Source organism: Tenacibaculum aestuarii (genome assembly GCF_964510395.1).
Lineage (GTDB): Bacteria > Bacteroidota > Bacteroidia > Flavobacteriales > Flavobacteriaceae > Polaribacter > Polaribacter aestuarii.
This window is the reverse complement of sequence record NZ_CAZEFY010000003.1, coordinates 229,853-245,410: the sequence shown is the minus strand read 5'-3', so window position 1 is coordinate 245,410 and position 15,558 is coordinate 229,853. Positions and strand designations below refer to the sequence as shown.

Sequence of the window (15,558 nt, the reverse complement as noted above, 5' to 3'; positions counted from 1 at the left end):
ACATGCAAAAAGATCATCAAATATTTGATTTAATTCAAGAAGAAAAAGAACGTCAGCTAAACGGTTTAGAGTTGATTGCTTCTGAAAATTTTGTAAGCGACCAAGTAATGGAAGCTCAAGGATCAGTTTTAACCAATAAATATGCTGAAGGATACCCAGGTAAACGTTATTACGGAGGGTGTGAAATAGTAGATATCGTTGAGCAAATTGCGATTGATAGAGCTAAAGAATTATTTGGAGCGGAGTATGTAAACGTACAACCACACTCTGGAAGTCAAGCGAATACAGCCGTTTTTGCTGCATGTTTAAAGCCAGGAGATACTATTTTAGGATTTGATTTATCTCACGGAGGGCACTTAACTCACGGTTCGCCAGTAAACTTTTCTGGTAAATTATACAACCCAGTTTTTTACGGAGTTGATAAAGAAACGGGATATATTGACTATAACCACTTAGAGCAACAAGCTAAGGAACATAAACCTAAATTAATCATTGCAGGAGCTTCGGCGTATTCTCGTGATATTGATTTTAAGAAATTTAGAGAGATTGCTGATAGCGTAGGAGCTATTTTAATGGCTGATATTTCACATCCAGCAGGATTAATTGCTAAAGGAATTTTATCAGACCCATTACCTCACTGTCATATTGTTACTACAACAACTCACAAAACCTTACGTGGACCTCGTGGTGGTATGATTATGATTGGAAAGGATTTTGAAAACCCATTTGGAGAAAAATTAAAATCAGGAAAATTAAAGAAAATGTCTACGTTGATTAATTCTGCGGTTTTTCCAGGAAATCAAGGTGGACCATTAGAGCACGTTATTGCTGCCAAAGCGGTTGCTTTTGGAGAGGCATTGACAGATGAGTTCTTAGATTATCAAATTCAAGTAAAAGAAAATGCGCAAGCAATGGCGAAAGCATTTGTAGCAAAAGGATATGAAATTATTTCTGGAGGTACAGATAATCACTGTATGTTAATTGATTTACGTAACAAAAACATTACAGGTAAAGCTGCTGAAGAAGCATTAGGTAAAGCTGAGATTACTGTAAACAAAAACATGGTTCCTTTTGATACGGAGTCTCCATTCGTAACTTCTGGTATTCGTGTAGGTACTGCTGCAGTTACTACACGTGGTTTAAAAGAAGCTGATATGGAAGTAGTTGTAGACTTAATTGATGAAGCTTTAATGAATGCTGATAACGAAGAGGTATTAGAAGCAGTAGGAGAGAAGGTATTTGATTTAATGCACCACAGACGTTTGTTTATCATGTAGAAGGCGATGCTTTCGAATTAGGTATAAATAAAAAGGTCGCTCTAAAATATTTTAGAGCGACCTTTTTTTATTCGTCATTATCTTGAGCTCGTTCAAGAATTTTTTCTGGAAGTGCTTTTTTGGCTTTGGCTCCCATTTTCTTAAGTTTTTCTACACTTGTAATTAAATTTCCGCGACCTTCTACTAGTTTATTCATAGCAGCGGAATAATCGGCTTTAGTACCATCTATTTTCTTACCAATGTTTACTAAGTCGATTAATAATCCTTGAAATTTATCATATAAAGCACCTGCTTGACGTGCTATTTCTAAAGCATTACGTTGTTGTTTCTCGTTATTCCACATCGTATCAATAGTACGTAACGTAGCTAATAACGTGGTTGGAGTAACAATCACAATATTTCTTTCAAAAGCTTTATTATATAAGGTATTATCTTCATTTAAAGCTACCGCAAAAGCAGGCTCAATTGGTACAAAAAGCAATACAAAATCAGGAGATTCTATTTTGTAGATGTCTTCATATTTCTTTTCTGAAAGTTGCTCTACGTGGCGCTTTAATGAATTTACATGCTCTTTTAAAAAGCGTTCTTTTTCTATATCATCCTCAGTATTTATAAATTGCTCATAAGCAGTTAATGACACTTTTGAATCGACAATCATTTTTTTATTATCTGGTAAATGAATCACCACATCAGGCATAATACGTTTGCCTTCTTCATTGGTAAAAGATTGTTGCACAAAATACTCACGGTCTTTTTCTAAACCAGATTTTTCTAAAACGCGTTCTAAAACCAATTCACCCCAATTTCCTTGAGTTTTACTGTCTCCTTTCAAGGCTTTAGTTAGGTTAATAGTTTCTTTGCTCATTTGAGCATTTAACTCTTTTAATCCTAATAATTGTTCTTTTAAAGCAGAGTGCATCGAAATGCTCTCTTTTTGAGTGTCTTCAACCTTCTTTTCAAAGGTTTGTATTTTTTCTTGAAGCGGATTTAAAATATCCTTAATATTCTTTTTATTTTGTTCAGTAAACTTATTTGATTTTTCGTCTAAAATCTTGTTCGCCAAGTTTTCAAACTCTTTGGTAAACTTTTCTTGTAATTTTTCTACTTCCTCTTTATTCTCATTTAGTTTTAGCTGTAAATTTTTCAACTCTTCATTTTTTCTAGCTAATTCAATAGAAGAAAACTCCTTTTCACGACGTAATTCACCATTTTCTTTAGTTTTTTCATCTAATCGTTTTAAAAAATCTTCTTTTTGTTGAGAAAAAAGGACTTCTTTTTCTCTTTTTTGAACTTCAAAATTAGCTTGATTGTTTTGTAACGAAGCAATCTCTTTTTCTAAATCGGTAGTTTGTTGTTTAAACTTTAATTTAGAAAGCAGATTTCCAATAACAAACCCAATTAGTAAGGCACTAATAGCAATTAAAATAAGTAAAAGAGTGGTATTCATTAGAATAAATAAAAGTTTATTAAGTGAACAAATATAGGACAAGATAGGTTAAATTTATTTGATTTTTGTAGGGAAAACCGTATCATTGACCCTTATAACTGTTAGAATGATATCTAAATTTATATTTCACAAAGTTTTAGGCTGGAAGTTGGTAGGAGATTTTCCTAGAGATTTAAAAAAGTATGTGGTTATTGGAGCGCCGCATACGAGTTGGAAAGATTTTCCTATTGCTATTTTAGCCAGAAACACTTACAATGTTAAAATCAATTTTATAGGAAAGGCTTCCTTATTCAAACCACCATTTGGGTTTGTTTTTAGAGCGTTAGGTGGTTCACCAGTTGACAGAAGTAAGAGTAACAATAAGGTAGAAGCTATTGTGAATTTGTTTAACGAACACGATGAATTTCGTTTGGCATTATCTCCTGAAGGAACTCGAGCGAAAATAACGGAATGGAAAACAGGGTTTTATTATATCGCTAAAGGGGCTAATGTACCAGTAGTAATGTTTGCTTTCGATTTTGAAAATAAACAAATTATAGTAGCACCTCCATATTACTTAACTGACGATATGAATACTGATATGAATCATATTTATGATTTTTACAGAGATATAAAAGGGGCAAAACCCGAATTGTTTTACGTTCCTCCTAAACAAGAATAATACTTATTTATATAAATGTATTAAGGTTAGAGATTAATTTCTAACCTTTTTTTACGGTATAAATAAACTTTTTAGGGTAATTATTGGTCTTTTAGGAGTAGTGTTCTTCTAATTAAGAAACTTACTATTGCAGAGTATAAAGTTATAGTAGAATAGTAAATGAAGTCTCCCCCCGAAAGTTCATTTATAATAAAGGAGGTTTATTTTAATAACCTCCTTTATTTCTTAAAGATAAGTAGATTAACTAAAATAGTTAAAATCACTTCTTCTCTTGAAAAACTCATTAGATTTGAGTACCTTGTATAGGTTTTAAAATCAATATAATATGAAAAGGTATAGCATTTTAGTAGGTGTAATTTTTATACTGTTTAGTTGCGCCTCTTCAAGAACAGCAACTCAAGCAGAAATAGATACTTTAAACGCTCTTATTGAAAGTAAAACTTTCGAGATAGAATCTGAATGGGCAGAACCTCAAGCTACGTTTGCCATGACACAAATAGCTAATGCAGGAATGCTACCTAATGGGAGTAGTGCTGGAAATATAAATTTAATAGGTAACACTAATTTTTTTAAGATGAAAGGAGATACTGTATCAGCCTATTTACCCTATTATGGAGAACGTCAATCAGGTGGGTCTTACGGTGGTACAGATATTGGAATTGTATTTGAAGGAGTTCCAGATAATTTAACTATTAATGAGGCTAAAGAGAATAGCTATAGAATTAACTTCAAAATAAAAGATAAAAATAATACTACCGAAAATTATAACGTAATAGTTAGAGTATACCCTAGTTTATCTACTTCTATTTATGTTATTAGTAATCAAAAAAGATCTATAAATTATCGTGGTAGGGTGGTTGTCAAAACTTCAAAAGAATAAACAAAGTTGCGTAAATATTCTTGATAGCATATATTAGATGTATGGAGTTACCCAACTTAAAGAAACATTTTATTGAAAAAGGTGGACTATCTGAAAAAGATTATGCTTCAATACAATCATATATTCAAACAAAAAAAGTTTCTAAAAACGACTTCTTATTAAAGCAAGGAGCAATTTGTTCACATTTCTTTTTTGTAGAACAAGGTTTGTTACGCATGTATGCGTTAAATGAAGAAGGGAAAGAAAATATTTTACAATTTGCTACAGAAGGATGGATAGTAAGCGACAGAGGAAGTGTTTTTTTTCAAGAACCTTCTACATATTTTATTGATGCTGTTGAAGATACATTAGTTGTAATGTTCGACGAGCATTTTATAAATGAAGTATCAAAAATAAACACTGATTTTAGAGAAAAAAACGAACAGTTATTACAAAATCATATTCGACATTTATATAAACGTATCAGTCAGTTATTAGGGGTGTCAGCAAAAAGTCGTTACTTAGATTTTGTGAGTATATACCCCGATATTATGCTTCGGGTACCTCAATGGATGATTGCTTCTTACTTAGGAATTACCCCTGAAAGTCTTAGCCGAGTTCGTAAAGCACTTGCAGAAGAAAACTTCAAACCACACAAATAACACTTCTTACCATAGGTCAATGCATATCCTTTTTTGTTGCAGTAATTTTACAGTGAAATAAAAAGTAGAGGTCAACTCACTTAATATTTCAGAAAAAATAAACTGAATTTATTTCGATGTTAATCATCGAATAATTAATCCCATTTAATGGGTAAAAAAGGATTTATTATGAGACATTTAAAAACATTAGTTGTAACAGAAAGTACAACAATGCCTAAAATTTTAAACTGGCAAGTTTCAACTGTTAGTAATGTCGAAACAGCCATTGAAAAATTACATCAACAATCGTATAATGTGCTAGCTATTTCAGAAGAAATAAATGAAATAGATAGAAATAAATTAAAGAAAATAATTACAGTACTATTTCCTGAAGCGATTGTAGTTACTTATAAAGAAGAAAAAACACTTTCAGAAAATGTAAAAAAAGCATATTGGTCTAAAAATAAACCAGGAGCGCAACGTAATTATTTAGACAATTCATTTGAAATAAAACTAGCATGTAGTTTAAATTAATAAAAGGATAGAAAGATGAAAACAAGAAGTATAGAAAGGGTCGTAAAACCAGGAACTCCGCATTTTGTAGGAGACGGATTTAGAGTACATAATTTTATTCCAGGAAGCTCAAGTATGCAGCGTATGGATCCGTTTATTATGTTAGATTATAATTCAAAATATAATTTTCCTCCAACAGATAAACCTAAAGGTGTAGGAGTACATCCGCACAGAGGTTTTGAAACTGTAACTATTGCTTATAAAGGACGTGTAGAGCATGGAGATAGTGCAGGAGGAGGGGGAATTATTGGTGAAGGTGATGTACAATGGATGACAGCAGCTTCTGGAGTTTTACACAAAGAGTTTCATGAAACTGAATGGAGTAAAACAGGAGGAGAGTTTCAAATGGTACAATTGTGGGTAAATCTTCCTGCAAAGGATAAAATGAGTCCGCCAAAATATCAAGCAATTGCAAATACTGAAATGGCTAAAGTTCAGTTACCAAATAATGAAGGAGAAGTAGAGGTAATAGCAGGTGAATATGAGGGTAATAAAGGACCTGCATCAACATTTTCTCCAGTAAATATGTTTAATGTACGATTAAAAAAAGGAGCGAAAACACAATTAACATTTCCAGCGCATTATACTACTTCAATTTTAGCTGTAGAAGGAAGGGTAAAGGTAAATGAAACGGAAAATGTTTTGCAAGATCACTTTGCTCTGTTTGCAAATGATGGAGATACTTTTGCACTAGAAGCTCTAGAAGATACTGTTGTTTTAGTATTAAGTGGTGAACCACTAAATGAGCCTATTGCAGCTTATGGTCCTTTTGTAATGAATACTCAAGAGGAGTTAGTGGAAGCATTTCAAGACTTCAACACAGGGAAGTTTGGATATTTAGAAGATTAACTCTAATTTTAAAAAGCAACTCAAATTCAACGAGTTGCTTTTTAAATTTACAATAAAAGAGGTCTGTTTAGAAGTTTCTAGCAGCCTTATAAAACCTATTTATAAAATGAAAGAAGAATTTCTAAACATACCGCTTGTAAAAAACGAAAAGGAACATCGTTTTGAGATAGAAGTTGAAGGAATCATTGCTTTTATAGATTATAAAGAAACACATAGCCAAATAGCTTTGGTACATACCGAAGTGCCAGAAATAATAGGAGGCAAAGGTGTTGCTGCAGCTTTGGTAGAAAAAACGTTGAATTACCACCTTGAAGAACACCATAATTCATTGTTACCATTTTGTCCTTACGTATTCGCTTATATAAAAAGACATCCTGAATGGAAACGTATCGTTGATAAAAGTTTCAATGGTTATGATAAATTATAGATTATGTCGAATACTAAACTAATTATTGAAGAGCGAGCGGCAAATATTGGGAATTTCTTGGTAGGCCGTTTATTACCTTTTCGACAGAAGCGTATGGTAGGTCCTTTTATTTTTATTGATCATATGGGGCCAGTGAATATGAACGATAAAGAAAATTTAGATGTAGCCATGCATCCACACATAGGTTTATCTACACTTACCTTTCTGTTTGAAGGAGCTATTGTACATCGTGATAGTTTAGGTACAGAAATCGAAATTACTCCTGGTGCTGTAAATTGGATGACTGCTGGTAAAGGAGTGGTTCATACGGAAAGAACACCAGAACGCTTGCGACAATCACAAAAAAAACTTCATGGATTACAAATATGGGTAGCATTGCCAAAAGAAGAAGAGCAATGCGAGCCAACATTTACACATGTGGAGGCAGATGAAATACCAAGTTGGAACGAAGACGGAGTAGAGTTTAAGCTTATTGCAGGAAAAGCCTTTGGAAAGCAATCGCCGGTACCAGTTTATAGTCCGTTGTATTTTATTGAAATTAAATCAGAAACAACGAAAACGGTTACTATAGGAGAATATTTGTTTGGAGAAAGTGCAGTGTATATTTTGGAGGGAAGTATTATCAGTGATAACCATACTTATGGAGAGAAACAATTATTAGTAGCGAAAGATAGTACCTTGTGTTCTTTTGAAATTACAGCAAATTCTACTGTTTATATTTTTGGAGGAGAGTCATTTTTAGAAGAACGCTTTATAGAGTGGAATTTTGTAGCCTCAGATAAAAACTTGATAGAAAGGGCTAAAAAAGATTGGAAAAATAACAAGTTTCCATCTGTACCAAATGAAACAGTTAAGATTCCATTGCCAGAACAGAACCTACACGTTTTGGAGGATAAAAAATTAATAAAAAACAAACAATATGAAAACAGGAAGACTAGAAGCTTTTAGCGATGGTGTTTTAGCCATAGTAATTACAATTATGGTATTAGAAATGAAAGCTCCAGAAGATACTACACTGCAAGGGTTATTAACTGTAGCACCTGTGTTTATAAGTTATTTATTAAGTTTTATTTATTTAGGGATTTATTGGAATAATCACCATCATTTAATGCAAGTAACACAAAAAGTAAACGGAAAAATACTTTGGGCCAATTTACATTTGTTATTTTGGTTATCACTTATACCTTTTGTAACAAGCTGGGTAGGAGAACACGGACATTATTATGAAGCATTACCAATTGCAGTTTATGGATTTGTTTTGTTAATGAGTGCTATAGCCTATTTTATACTAGAAAGAATGTTAATTACATATCACGATGATAATTACGCGCTTTCTAAATTGTGTACCAATGGTACAAAAGAATATGCTTCTTTGGGTATATATCTTCTAGCTGTTCCATTATCTTATGTAAATACCTGGGTTTCTATAGGGCTTTATGTTGTTGTAGCTTTAATCTGGTTAATGCCCGATCGTAAATTAGAGGAATTAATGAGTGAAATAGAAGAACATTAAAATATAAGGTTATACCATACAAAAAGTAAGGATTTTTTTGAGTACATCATTTATAATAAAACTATTTTGGGTTCTTTAATTAACTAACTTTAAAACAAGTATTATGAAAAAATCAATTTTAGATTTAACAGGTTCTCAAGAATTAACAAAAGTTACTTTACAAAAAATTAAAGGAGGAATTAGAATACCTGTTCCTACTGAATGTGGAGGAGATGGTTCTTATATCTATCAAAATGGAGTAAAAGTTTGTTGCTATAGACCTTCAACTAATGATTATATTTGTTAATACTCTATTATAGAAAAGTATTTATAAAACTGCTTAAGAACTTACTTAAGCAGTTTTTTATGCTTTATTACAACCCTAGTTTATCCATTTTTTCTTTTTCATATCTACTATCTTCTGCAGGATAGCGTAGCTTACCTTCAAATTTTTTAGAATCTTTAGCCAAAGAATAGATTAAACTTTCACCTGCATTAATTGGGGTAATAGTATAAATAGGATCTGTATACGCTTCTTGTGAAGAAATAACTTTCCAACCTTTCTCTTTAAATAGCTGAATTAAATCATCCATAAATAAGGTGGCAGCAAAATTATGATGTAATAGGTTTACACTTTTAAATGCTGACTGTCAATCCTATGAAGAACAACAAAAACGATTTTAAATGAAGCAAAAAATATTACTTAATGGTATAGAGTTTATGACAGAAACTTACTGTGGTCTTTTTAAAAGGTTTGAAGATGGTGGTAATAGATTTGATTTTGGGTTACAAGAAAGTGAATTTTTATATGGAGATTTAACATGTACTTTCCCGTTGGTTCAATCAAACTTAGAATTTTGGATAGACTATTTAAAACATGATTTAGTTGTTTTCCAGCAAAAACAGATTCTTGAATATGGTAAGACAACTATAAAATCTTTGTTATTTAAAGATTTGAGTGAAACTAATTCAAGGTGTTATTATATTTACTTTTCGGGTCTTAAGTTACGACCGATTAACCCTGATTTGATAACATATGCAAATAATTATTAATTAATTAATACAATAAGTAAAAAAGCATCCAAAACGGATGCTTTTTTTTCTTTTTTAAAAACCGCACGTAGTATTATTGAATTTTATTGCTTTTTTGAATAATATATTTTACCTCACAAATTTTTTTGGGAGGTTGCTCCAGCGGAAACCCAAACTAAAATTTTTGCGCTAAAATGTATTGTTAGTCATTTGCAATTTTGATTCGATAGTACGCCAATTTTGAGATTACAATTTATTTTCATTATGTTTGTATCATTATTAACACGTTCATTGATTTATTGTTCTCCTTAAATAACTGATTATCAAAGGGGGAAATTGATTAATTTTTAAAAGAATTGTAAACGCATTATTTATATAGTAGCGTTTATTTTTTGTACTATAATTAATATTATGTTAAATAGATGTTGTTTGAATAAAATTATAAACTCTACTCTTATTCAATTATATAATGTTTGTTCATCGTTTGTCTATTGCCTGTTCCTTAGTTGTCTATCAGTAATTACTTATTTCCTATTTGTGAAACACTACTTTTGCTAAGTAACTCCTCATGCTAAACCTTTTAAGTAACCTAAAAGGTAAACCAAACTAAAACAAATAACTAACTTAAAACTTTTATCATGAGAAAAATACAATTCTTAATGTATGCTGTACTATTTTTTTTAGGATGTACATTAGATAATTCAATTGAAGATTTTAATGAAGCTCAAAACACACTACAAAATAAGTCTAATCCTAATAAAATTGATATTTGCCACTACGATATGGAAACAGATTCGTGGAAAATATTAAACGTAAATATAAATTCTTGGGAAGAACACACTACACATGGCGATGTACGATTAGATGATCAAGATAATGATGGTACGGTACCAAATAATGAATGTAATTATGGTGTTATGGGAGACTGTGATGATACAAATGCAGCAGTGAGTCCTCTCCTATCAGAAATACTAAATAATGGTATTGATGATGATTGCAATCCAGAAACTCCCGATGTAGAACTGATCAAGGATGCAGATGGAGATGGTTATAATGAGTTAGAAGATTGTGATGATCATGATTTTTACGTACATCCTGGTGCTACCGAGATTTTATATAATGGATTAGATGATGACTGTAACCCTAATACACCAGATGTAATTGATGCGGATAATGATGGTTTTACATCAGATGTTGATTGTAATGATTCAAACCCTACTATTTATCCTGGCGCTCCTGAAATATGTGGAGATAATATAGACCAAAATTGTGATGGATATGATAAAGATTGTTCGGGTGGTGGTCCAATAGTTATAAAATAAGTCTTATTTAGTAGTCATTATAAATATAAAAACACTCCATAATTTGGGATGTTTTTATATTTATATTCAGAAAAAATAAAAAAGTTGGTAAATTTTTAACAAAAAAAGTAGGGTTATTTAAAGGTCTCTTGTTTTATATATTGTAAGTTGTATTTATAATATTAGACGCTGTTTAGGAAGCCCCCTTCAACCTATACATTTTTTTGTTTCACTACAATTTATTCCTAACAGCGTCAAAATTTAATTAGACTTTGAAAGTCGTGATATTGTTTGTTTAAAGGCTGTTTTTTACAGCCTTTTTTTATACAATTTTAACTTTAAACAAAAACAAAGGCAGTACTTTTGCTTAATGCAAGAAAATAATCAATCAAAGTTAGAGTTTATCGCTCTAATGGCGTCTTTAATGTCGCTTGTAGCACTATCAATAGACGCATTACTCCCCGCTTTAGAACACATAGGTATTAGTATTAATGTTCAAGAATCTTCCAACGATAGTCAGTTGTTAGTAACAATGATTTTTTTAGGACTGGGGTTTGGTCAGTTAACTTCAGGGCCAATTTCTGATACTTTAGGAAGAAAACCAGTTATTTACGGTGGATTTGTACTTTTTGTAATCGCTAGTTTTATTTGCGTTAGTGCAACAAGTTTAGAAATGATGGTCGTTGGAAGAATTTTACAAGGAATAGGACTTTCTGCACCAAGAACTATAAGTATTGCGATGGTTCGTGATAGTTTTAGCGGTAATTACATGGCGAAAATTATGTCGTTCATTGTAGTTATTTTTATTTTAGTTCCTGTGGTGGCTCCTGCACTAGGAAAAATTATGCTCGATGCTTACGGATGGAAATCTATTTTTTATAGTCAGTTAATTTTTGGAGTTTTAGTGATGTTTTGGTTATGGAAACGACAACCAGAAACACTTAAAGAAGAAAATAGAATTAAATTCTCTTTTGGTTTATTTTCCGACGGCTTAAAAGAATTTATAAAATACAAACAAGCAACTGTGTTTACCATAATTTCCGGTTTTATAACAGGATCCTTTATGGTTTATCTAAGTGCTTCTCAACAAATTTTTCAAGAGCAGTATTTATTGGTAGATGAGTTTCCGTTCATTTTTGCTGGATTGGCAATTTCTGTAGGATTTGCCACATTTTTAAATGGTTCATTTGTAATGAAATTCGGAATGCACAAATTGGTATCTTTCTTTTTAATTGTATTTACCTTAGTGCCTTTAATTTATGTAGCATTATTTTACCAAAAAGAGAATCCAAGTATAACCATTTTATTAGTGTTTTTTGCTTTACAGTTTTTTTCTATCGGGTTTTTATTCGGAAACCTACGTGCTTTAGCAATGCAACCAGTAGGGCATATTGCAGGTATTGGAGCTGCTATTAACGGATTTGTATCAACTATTATGGCAGTACCAATTGCAACGGTAATAGGTAGATTTGTTAGTACCACTACCCTTCCACTTTTTATCGGTTTTTTTATTTGCGGCGCTTTATCTTTAGCTCTTGTAAACCTAACAAAACTTAAACAGGCAAATTAATATTATGAATGTATCAATTCTTTACGAAGACGACTATATAGTATGTGCATCAAAACCTAATAATGTAGTTGTACACCATGCACATCACTCTAGAAATGTAGCTGATGAAGCTTCATTATTGCAGTTATTACAAGAGCAATGTGGTGAAAAAATGTATCCTATACATCGTCTTGATAGAAAAACATCTGGAATACTATTGTTAGCTAAAAAAAGTGAGTATGTTGCTAAGTTTCAAGAATTGTTTATGAATAATCAAATTCAAAAAACATACTATGGAATTGTAAGAGGACATGCTCCTGAATCAAAAATTATCGACTCGCCAGTAAAAGGAAGAGATGCGAATGTACATAAAGATGCTGAAACACATTTATCCACGTTAAAAACTGTTACTGTTGATATTCCTGTAAAACCGTATGATACTTCAAGATATAGTTTGGTGAAATTAATGCCTAAAACAGGTAGGTTACACCAGTTGCGTATTCACATGAATAAAATTAGTCATCCGTTAATTGGTGATCCTAAGTATGGAGATAAAAATCATAATATGATGTTTCTTGAAAATTTTAATTGTGAAAATCTCTTTTTGCATGCACGTTCTTTGGAATTTCTTCACCCTTACTCAAATGAAAAACTAGAAATTATAGCTGAATTACCTGAAAATTGGAATACAGTTTTTGAAAGATTTAATTGGGTTTTATAAGTTGTTTAATTAGTAACCTCTACTACTCTTATTTATTTTTTATTGAATATTAACAAGTGTAATTATTTTGTTAATATTTAAACAATATGAAATATTTTTAATTTTTTAACGATTTTGTTTATGAATTGCTTAACTAATTAACTTTTCATTAAAATAATTTAAGAAAAATGAAAAATTTAAAACCCTTCATCTTAGCAATTACAGCTTTAATTTTTATTACTAGCTGTAGTGATAATGACACTAACCCTGTTGAAAATCAAAATGCTAAACTATTTGAGACTCATTCTCATGAAGTATGTAGTTATATTGATAGCTACTGGGGAGCTAATGCTTACATTGGTTCTACCATTTTAAACCAATCTGAAACAAATTTTATAACCAGCCAAAATGTAAAAATAGCAGATGTATTTAACATCAATACTATTCCTTTATACTTTGCAAAAGGTTCTGGTACAGCAAATGCTATTTCTTATGGAAGTGGTTATATAATTTTCGGGGAAGAATTATATAACATGGCTTTAGGTCAAGGAGGTAGAATTTCTTGTGCTATGGTACAAGCTCATGAGGTTGGTCACCAATTACAATATCAAAATAATTTACCGACAAGAAGTGAAAGTACTGCAAGAGCTACTGAATTAGAGGCCGATGGTTTTGCTGGATATTATATAAAAAGACCTAATGGATACAATGCTACTTGGACACAAGCAGCACCAGCTTATAACTTTGCAGCTTCTATCGGTGATTATAATACGACGAGTTCTGGACATCATGGAACACCAGCTCAACGCCGTTCAGCTTTCCGTTTAGGATATTTATTAGGGGACTATAATTTAAGTGTGAGTAGCTTTGATTATAACTTCTTTTACTATTATGATAATTATGTATTGCCTGGAGCATTACGTCAAGATTTAAAGAAACCAGACGATATAGACGAAGATTTACATAAGTTTATCTTATCTAAAATGGAAGAATTAAGAAGAATTAATTCTGGAGAAATCTCGAAAGAAGAATTCGAAAAGTTACAATAAAATAAAAACTAAGTTAATTAGTTGAGCAATAAAAAAAGGGTTACATCACTGTAACCCTTTTCCCTTTTTTAATATAAAAAGTATTAAATATCTTGGAAAATAGCGTGCATTAAACGTTTTTTATCGTTAATGCTTTCTTCAAGTGCTATCATAGTTTCAGTTCTATTTACTCCGTGAATATCATCTATTCTATAAATGATATCTTTTGCATCTGCAGTATTTTTAGCACGAACTTTACAGAAAATATTATACTTTCCTGCTGTTACATAAGCAACTGTAACGTTAGATATTAAACGTAAATTGTCTAGTACATGTTGAGTCATAGATGTTTTATCTAAGAAAACTCCTACATGAGCAATAAACGAGTACCCCATTTTTTCATAGTTCAAGGTTAATGTTGACCCTTGAATAATACCTTCGTCTTCCATCTTTTTTACACGTACATGAATAGTACCAGCTGATACTAATAACTTTTTTGCAATGTCAGTAAAAGGTGTACGGGCGTTTTCAATTAAAATGTCTAAAATTTGATGATCGATTTCATCTAGTATGAACTTCTTCATTTTTTTGTTTTCTTCAAGTAATATTGCTAAAATATAGTTTTTTTATAAAAAATGTAAGTTTTGTTTAAGGAAATATAAATTTTTAACTATTTTTTATGAACTCTTTATGAGCTAAATATGAAGATAAATTTCCTTCTTTTTCTTTTGTTAAAACCAGTGCAAATTTACCATTTTCTATAGTTTCTACATACTGAAAAGCAACATCTTTTTCATTATTTTTTGAGCGATAAATCACATCGTAGAAATTCTTGATATTGTTAGGAATAGCTAAATAATCTTGATAAGAACTAAAGTCGTTATTTATTGAAATATGATAAATTCCTTGCAATAATGCATAGAAATTATACTTTCTTACCTCTTCCCTATCGTAATCATCAGGAAAATGACCTGCTTCAATAAGAATAGTATTATGTCCTATTTTTTGAAAATTATCTCCTGTAGCAGTTGGGTAAAATTCATCAGTATAACGACCAATATGATTTGGTATAATTTCTTGTAACAATTTATTCATTGCTACAATAACATTCATCGTTTCTTTTCTACCTTCGGTAATTTTGCGTGTTTCTTCTTCAGAAGGAGCCAAAAAAGATATCGTAGCAGTATTGGTAGTACCTTCTACTCCAAAAATGGTTCTTTGATCGTGTAAATTAAAGCAAAACTTCGGATTTACTTCTTCTAAAATTTTACGTAACAACTTACTTTCTTTCGCTTGTAACTCAACAGCGTCTCTATTTAAATCAATATTATTAGCATTGACACGTGTATAGGCTCGTGCTCCATCAGGATTTAGCATAGGAACGATGGTAATACTACAATTGTTTACAATTCCCTGCGTAATTTCATGATCCGGAAAACGCTTAATAAAGTTTAAAAAATCGAAAACAGCTTTGGTTCCGGTACTTTCATTACCGTGCATTTGACTCCAAATAAGAATTCTCTTTTCTCCTGTTCCAAATTTCAATTGATAAATAGCTCTCTGCTGCTCTGATTCACCAATTATTTTTGTTTCGATTTTAGAATTTTGTAAGTCAAAATACAAAGGCTCTATATCTGTTAGGGTAATCCACCTTCCTGATATAGAGTCTTCTTTAATTTTCAAATAGTTTTCTTCTAAAAAGGAGCTACTAATGTGTGTCAT

19 protein-coding genes are annotated in these 15,558 nt (G+C 31.3%); 15 read left to right on the top strand and 4 right to left on the bottom strand.

The genetic code is table 11. The features are described from left to right. The first annotated feature begins 2 nt into the window (after positions 1 to 2). On the top strand, positions 3 to 1,277 hold the full coding sequence (glyA, locus tag ACKTSU_RS07215) for a serine hydroxymethyltransferase (protein ID WP_408035702.1): 1,275 nt from the start codon (positions 3 to 5) through the stop codon (positions 1,275 to 1,277). A gap of 67 nt (positions 1,278 to 1,344) precedes the next feature. Here glyA and rmuC read toward each other — a convergent pair whose 3' ends face one another. Next, a complete protein-coding gene (gene rmuC / locus ACKTSU_RS07210; protein WP_408035701.1) occupies positions 1,345 to 2,724 on the bottom strand; it encodes a DNA recombination protein RmuC in 1,380 nt (459 codons plus the stop codon). Between the two features lie 106 nt (positions 2,725 to 2,830). On the opposite strand from rmuC, the gene ACKTSU_RS07205 reads away from it, so the two are divergent. From ACKTSU_RS07205 to ACKTSU_RS07165, 9 genes are all read left to right on the top strand, one after another. After that, a complete protein-coding gene (locus ACKTSU_RS07205; protein ID WP_408035700.1) occupies positions 2,831 to 3,385 on the top strand; it encodes a 1-acyl-sn-glycerol-3-phosphate acyltransferase in 555 nt (184 codons plus the stop codon). 325 nt (positions 3,386 to 3,710) lie between these two features. Further along, on the top strand, positions 3,711 to 4,265 hold the full coding sequence (locus ACKTSU_RS07200) for a DUF4251 domain-containing protein (RefSeq protein WP_408035699.1): 555 nt from the start codon (positions 3,711 to 3,713) through the stop codon (positions 4,263 to 4,265). A 41-nt stretch (positions 4,266 to 4,306) separates the two neighbouring features. Then, on the top strand, positions 4,307 to 4,906 hold the full coding sequence (locus tag ACKTSU_RS07195; protein WP_408035698.1) for a Crp/Fnr family transcriptional regulator: 600 nt from the start codon (positions 4,307 to 4,309) through the stop codon (positions 4,904 to 4,906). 168 nt (positions 4,907 to 5,074) lie between these two features. Then, positions 5,075 to 5,419, top strand: a complete 345-nt coding sequence (locus tag ACKTSU_RS07190; protein WP_408035697.1) for a hypothetical protein — start codon at positions 5,075 to 5,077, stop codon at positions 5,417 to 5,419. Positions 5,420 to 5,434: 15 nt separating this feature from the next. Beyond that, complete coding sequence (locus tag ACKTSU_RS07185; protein ID WP_408035696.1) at positions 5,435 to 6,307, top strand: pirin family protein; 873 nt, start codon at positions 5,435 to 5,437, stop codon at positions 6,305 to 6,307. A gap of 106 nt (positions 6,308 to 6,413) precedes the next feature. After that, positions 6,414 to 6,734, top strand: a complete 321-nt coding sequence (locus tag ACKTSU_RS07180; RefSeq protein WP_408035695.1) for a GNAT family N-acetyltransferase — start codon at positions 6,414 to 6,416, stop codon at positions 6,732 to 6,734. 3 nt (positions 6,735 to 6,737) lie between these two features. Next, on the top strand, positions 6,738 to 7,682 hold the full coding sequence (locus ACKTSU_RS07175) for a pirin family protein (RefSeq protein WP_408035694.1): 945 nt from the start codon (positions 6,738 to 6,740) through the stop codon (positions 7,680 to 7,682). Beyond that, complete coding sequence (locus ACKTSU_RS07170) at positions 7,654 to 8,247, top strand: TMEM175 family protein (protein ID WP_408035693.1); 594 nt, start codon at positions 7,654 to 7,656, stop codon at positions 8,245 to 8,247. The genes ACKTSU_RS07175 and ACKTSU_RS07170 overlap by 29 nt, the downstream gene beginning before the upstream one ends. Before the next feature lie 103 nt (positions 8,248 to 8,350). Further along, entirely contained in the window at positions 8,351 to 8,533 is a 183-nt protein-coding gene (locus ACKTSU_RS07165; RefSeq protein ID WP_408035692.1) for a hypothetical protein, read from the top strand. A 67-nt stretch (positions 8,534 to 8,600) separates the two neighbouring features. On the opposite strand, the gene ACKTSU_RS07160 is transcribed toward ACKTSU_RS07165, so the two are convergent. Next, the gene (locus ACKTSU_RS07160; RefSeq protein WP_408035691.1) at positions 8,601 to 8,819 is read right to left on the bottom strand and encodes a hypothetical protein; all 219 of its coding nucleotides are present in this window, start codon (positions 8,817 to 8,819) and stop codon (positions 8,601 to 8,603) included. Between the two features lie 91 nt (positions 8,820 to 8,910). Between ACKTSU_RS07160 and ACKTSU_RS07155 the strand changes: the two genes are divergently transcribed. The 5 genes from ACKTSU_RS07155 (at position 8,911) to ACKTSU_RS07135 (ending at position 13,857) form a co-directional block, all read left to right on the top strand. Then, positions 8,911 to 9,279, top strand: a complete 369-nt coding sequence (locus ACKTSU_RS07155) for a hypothetical protein (RefSeq protein ID WP_408035690.1) — start codon at positions 8,911 to 8,913, stop codon at positions 9,277 to 9,279. A 617-nt stretch (positions 9,280 to 9,896) separates the two neighbouring features. Further along, positions 9,897 to 10,580 carry a putative metal-binding motif-containing protein gene (locus ACKTSU_RS07150; RefSeq protein ID WP_408035689.1) on the top strand — a complete coding sequence of 228 codons (684 nt, stop codon included), beginning with the start codon at positions 9,897 to 9,899 and terminating at the stop codon, positions 10,578 to 10,580. Between the two features lie 265 nt (positions 10,581 to 10,845). Beyond that, on the top strand, positions 10,846 to 12,129 hold the full coding sequence (locus ACKTSU_RS07145; RefSeq protein ID WP_408036890.1) for a multidrug effflux MFS transporter: 1,284 nt from the start codon (positions 10,846 to 10,848) through the stop codon (positions 12,127 to 12,129). A 4-nt stretch (positions 12,130 to 12,133) separates the two neighbouring features. After that, the gene (locus tag ACKTSU_RS07140) at positions 12,134 to 12,829 is read left to right on the top strand and encodes a pseudouridine synthase (protein ID WP_408035688.1); all 696 of its coding nucleotides are present in this window, start codon (positions 12,134 to 12,136) and stop codon (positions 12,827 to 12,829) included. A 167-nt stretch (positions 12,830 to 12,996) separates the two neighbouring features. Then, complete coding sequence (locus ACKTSU_RS07135) at positions 12,997 to 13,857, top strand: neutral zinc metallopeptidase (protein ID WP_408035687.1); 861 nt, start codon at positions 12,997 to 12,999, stop codon at positions 13,855 to 13,857. Positions 13,858 to 13,940: 83 nt separating this feature from the next. Here the strand turns inward: ACKTSU_RS07135 and ACKTSU_RS07130 are convergent, their stop codons facing one another. Together ACKTSU_RS07130 and ACKTSU_RS07125 are read right to left on the bottom strand one after the other, a co-directional pair. Then, positions 13,941 to 14,420 carry an Lrp/AsnC family transcriptional regulator gene (locus ACKTSU_RS07130; protein ID WP_274633680.1) on the bottom strand — a complete coding sequence of 160 codons (480 nt, stop codon included), beginning with the start codon at positions 14,418 to 14,420 and terminating at the stop codon, positions 13,941 to 13,943. An 82-nt stretch (positions 14,421 to 14,502) separates the two neighbouring features. Beyond that, complete coding sequence (locus tag ACKTSU_RS07125) at positions 14,503 to 15,558, bottom strand: M14 family zinc carboxypeptidase (RefSeq protein ID WP_408035686.1); 1,056 nt, start codon at positions 15,556 to 15,558, stop codon at positions 14,503 to 14,505.

Coding starts and splice junctions, on each gene's coding strand:
- glyA (WP_408035702.1), top strand. CDS start 3: ATGCAAAAAGATCATCAAATATTTGATTTAATTCAAGAAGAAAAAGAA.
- rmuC (WP_408035701.1), bottom strand. CDS start 2,724: ATGAATACCACTCTTTTACTTATTTTAATTGCTATTAGTGCCTTACTA.
- ACKTSU_RS07205 (WP_408035700.1), top strand. CDS start 2,831: ATGATATCTAAATTTATATTTCACAAAGTTTTAGGCTGGAAGTTGGTA.
- ACKTSU_RS07200 (WP_408035699.1), top strand. CDS start 3,711: ATGAAAAGGTATAGCATTTTAGTAGGTGTAATTTTTATACTGTTTAGT.
- ACKTSU_RS07195 (WP_408035698.1), top strand. CDS start 4,307: ATGGAGTTACCCAACTTAAAGAAACATTTTATTGAAAAAGGTGGACTA.
- ACKTSU_RS07190 (WP_408035697.1), top strand. CDS start 5,075: ATGAGACATTTAAAAACATTAGTTGTAACAGAAAGTACAACAATGCCT.
- ACKTSU_RS07185 (WP_408035696.1), top strand. CDS start 5,435: ATGAAAACAAGAAGTATAGAAAGGGTCGTAAAACCAGGAACTCCGCAT.
- ACKTSU_RS07180 (WP_408035695.1), top strand. CDS start 6,414: ATGAAAGAAGAATTTCTAAACATACCGCTTGTAAAAAACGAAAAGGAA.
- ACKTSU_RS07175 (WP_408035694.1), top strand. CDS start 6,738: ATGTCGAATACTAAACTAATTATTGAAGAGCGAGCGGCAAATATTGGG.
- ACKTSU_RS07170 (WP_408035693.1), top strand. CDS start 7,654: ATGAAAACAGGAAGACTAGAAGCTTTTAGCGATGGTGTTTTAGCCATA.
- ACKTSU_RS07165 (WP_408035692.1), top strand. CDS start 8,351: ATGAAAAAATCAATTTTAGATTTAACAGGTTCTCAAGAATTAACAAAA.
- ACKTSU_RS07160 (WP_408035691.1), bottom strand. CDS start 8,819: ATGGATGATTTAATTCAGCTATTTAAAGAGAAAGGTTGGAAAGTTATT.
- ACKTSU_RS07155 (WP_408035690.1), top strand. CDS start 8,911: ATGAAGCAAAAAATATTACTTAATGGTATAGAGTTTATGACAGAAACT.
- ACKTSU_RS07150 (WP_408035689.1), top strand. CDS start 9,897: ATGAGAAAAATACAATTCTTAATGTATGCTGTACTATTTTTTTTAGGA.
- ACKTSU_RS07140 (WP_408035688.1), top strand. CDS start 12,134: ATGAATGTATCAATTCTTTACGAAGACGACTATATAGTATGTGCATCA.
- ACKTSU_RS07135 (WP_408035687.1), top strand. CDS start 12,997: ATGAAAAATTTAAAACCCTTCATCTTAGCAATTACAGCTTTAATTTTT.
- ACKTSU_RS07130 (WP_274633680.1), bottom strand. CDS start 14,420: ATGAAGAAGTTCATACTAGATGAAATCGATCATCAAATTTTAGACATT.
- ACKTSU_RS07125 (WP_408035686.1), bottom strand. CDS start 15,558: ATGACACACATTAGTAGCTCCTTTTTAGAAGAAAACTATTTGAAAATT.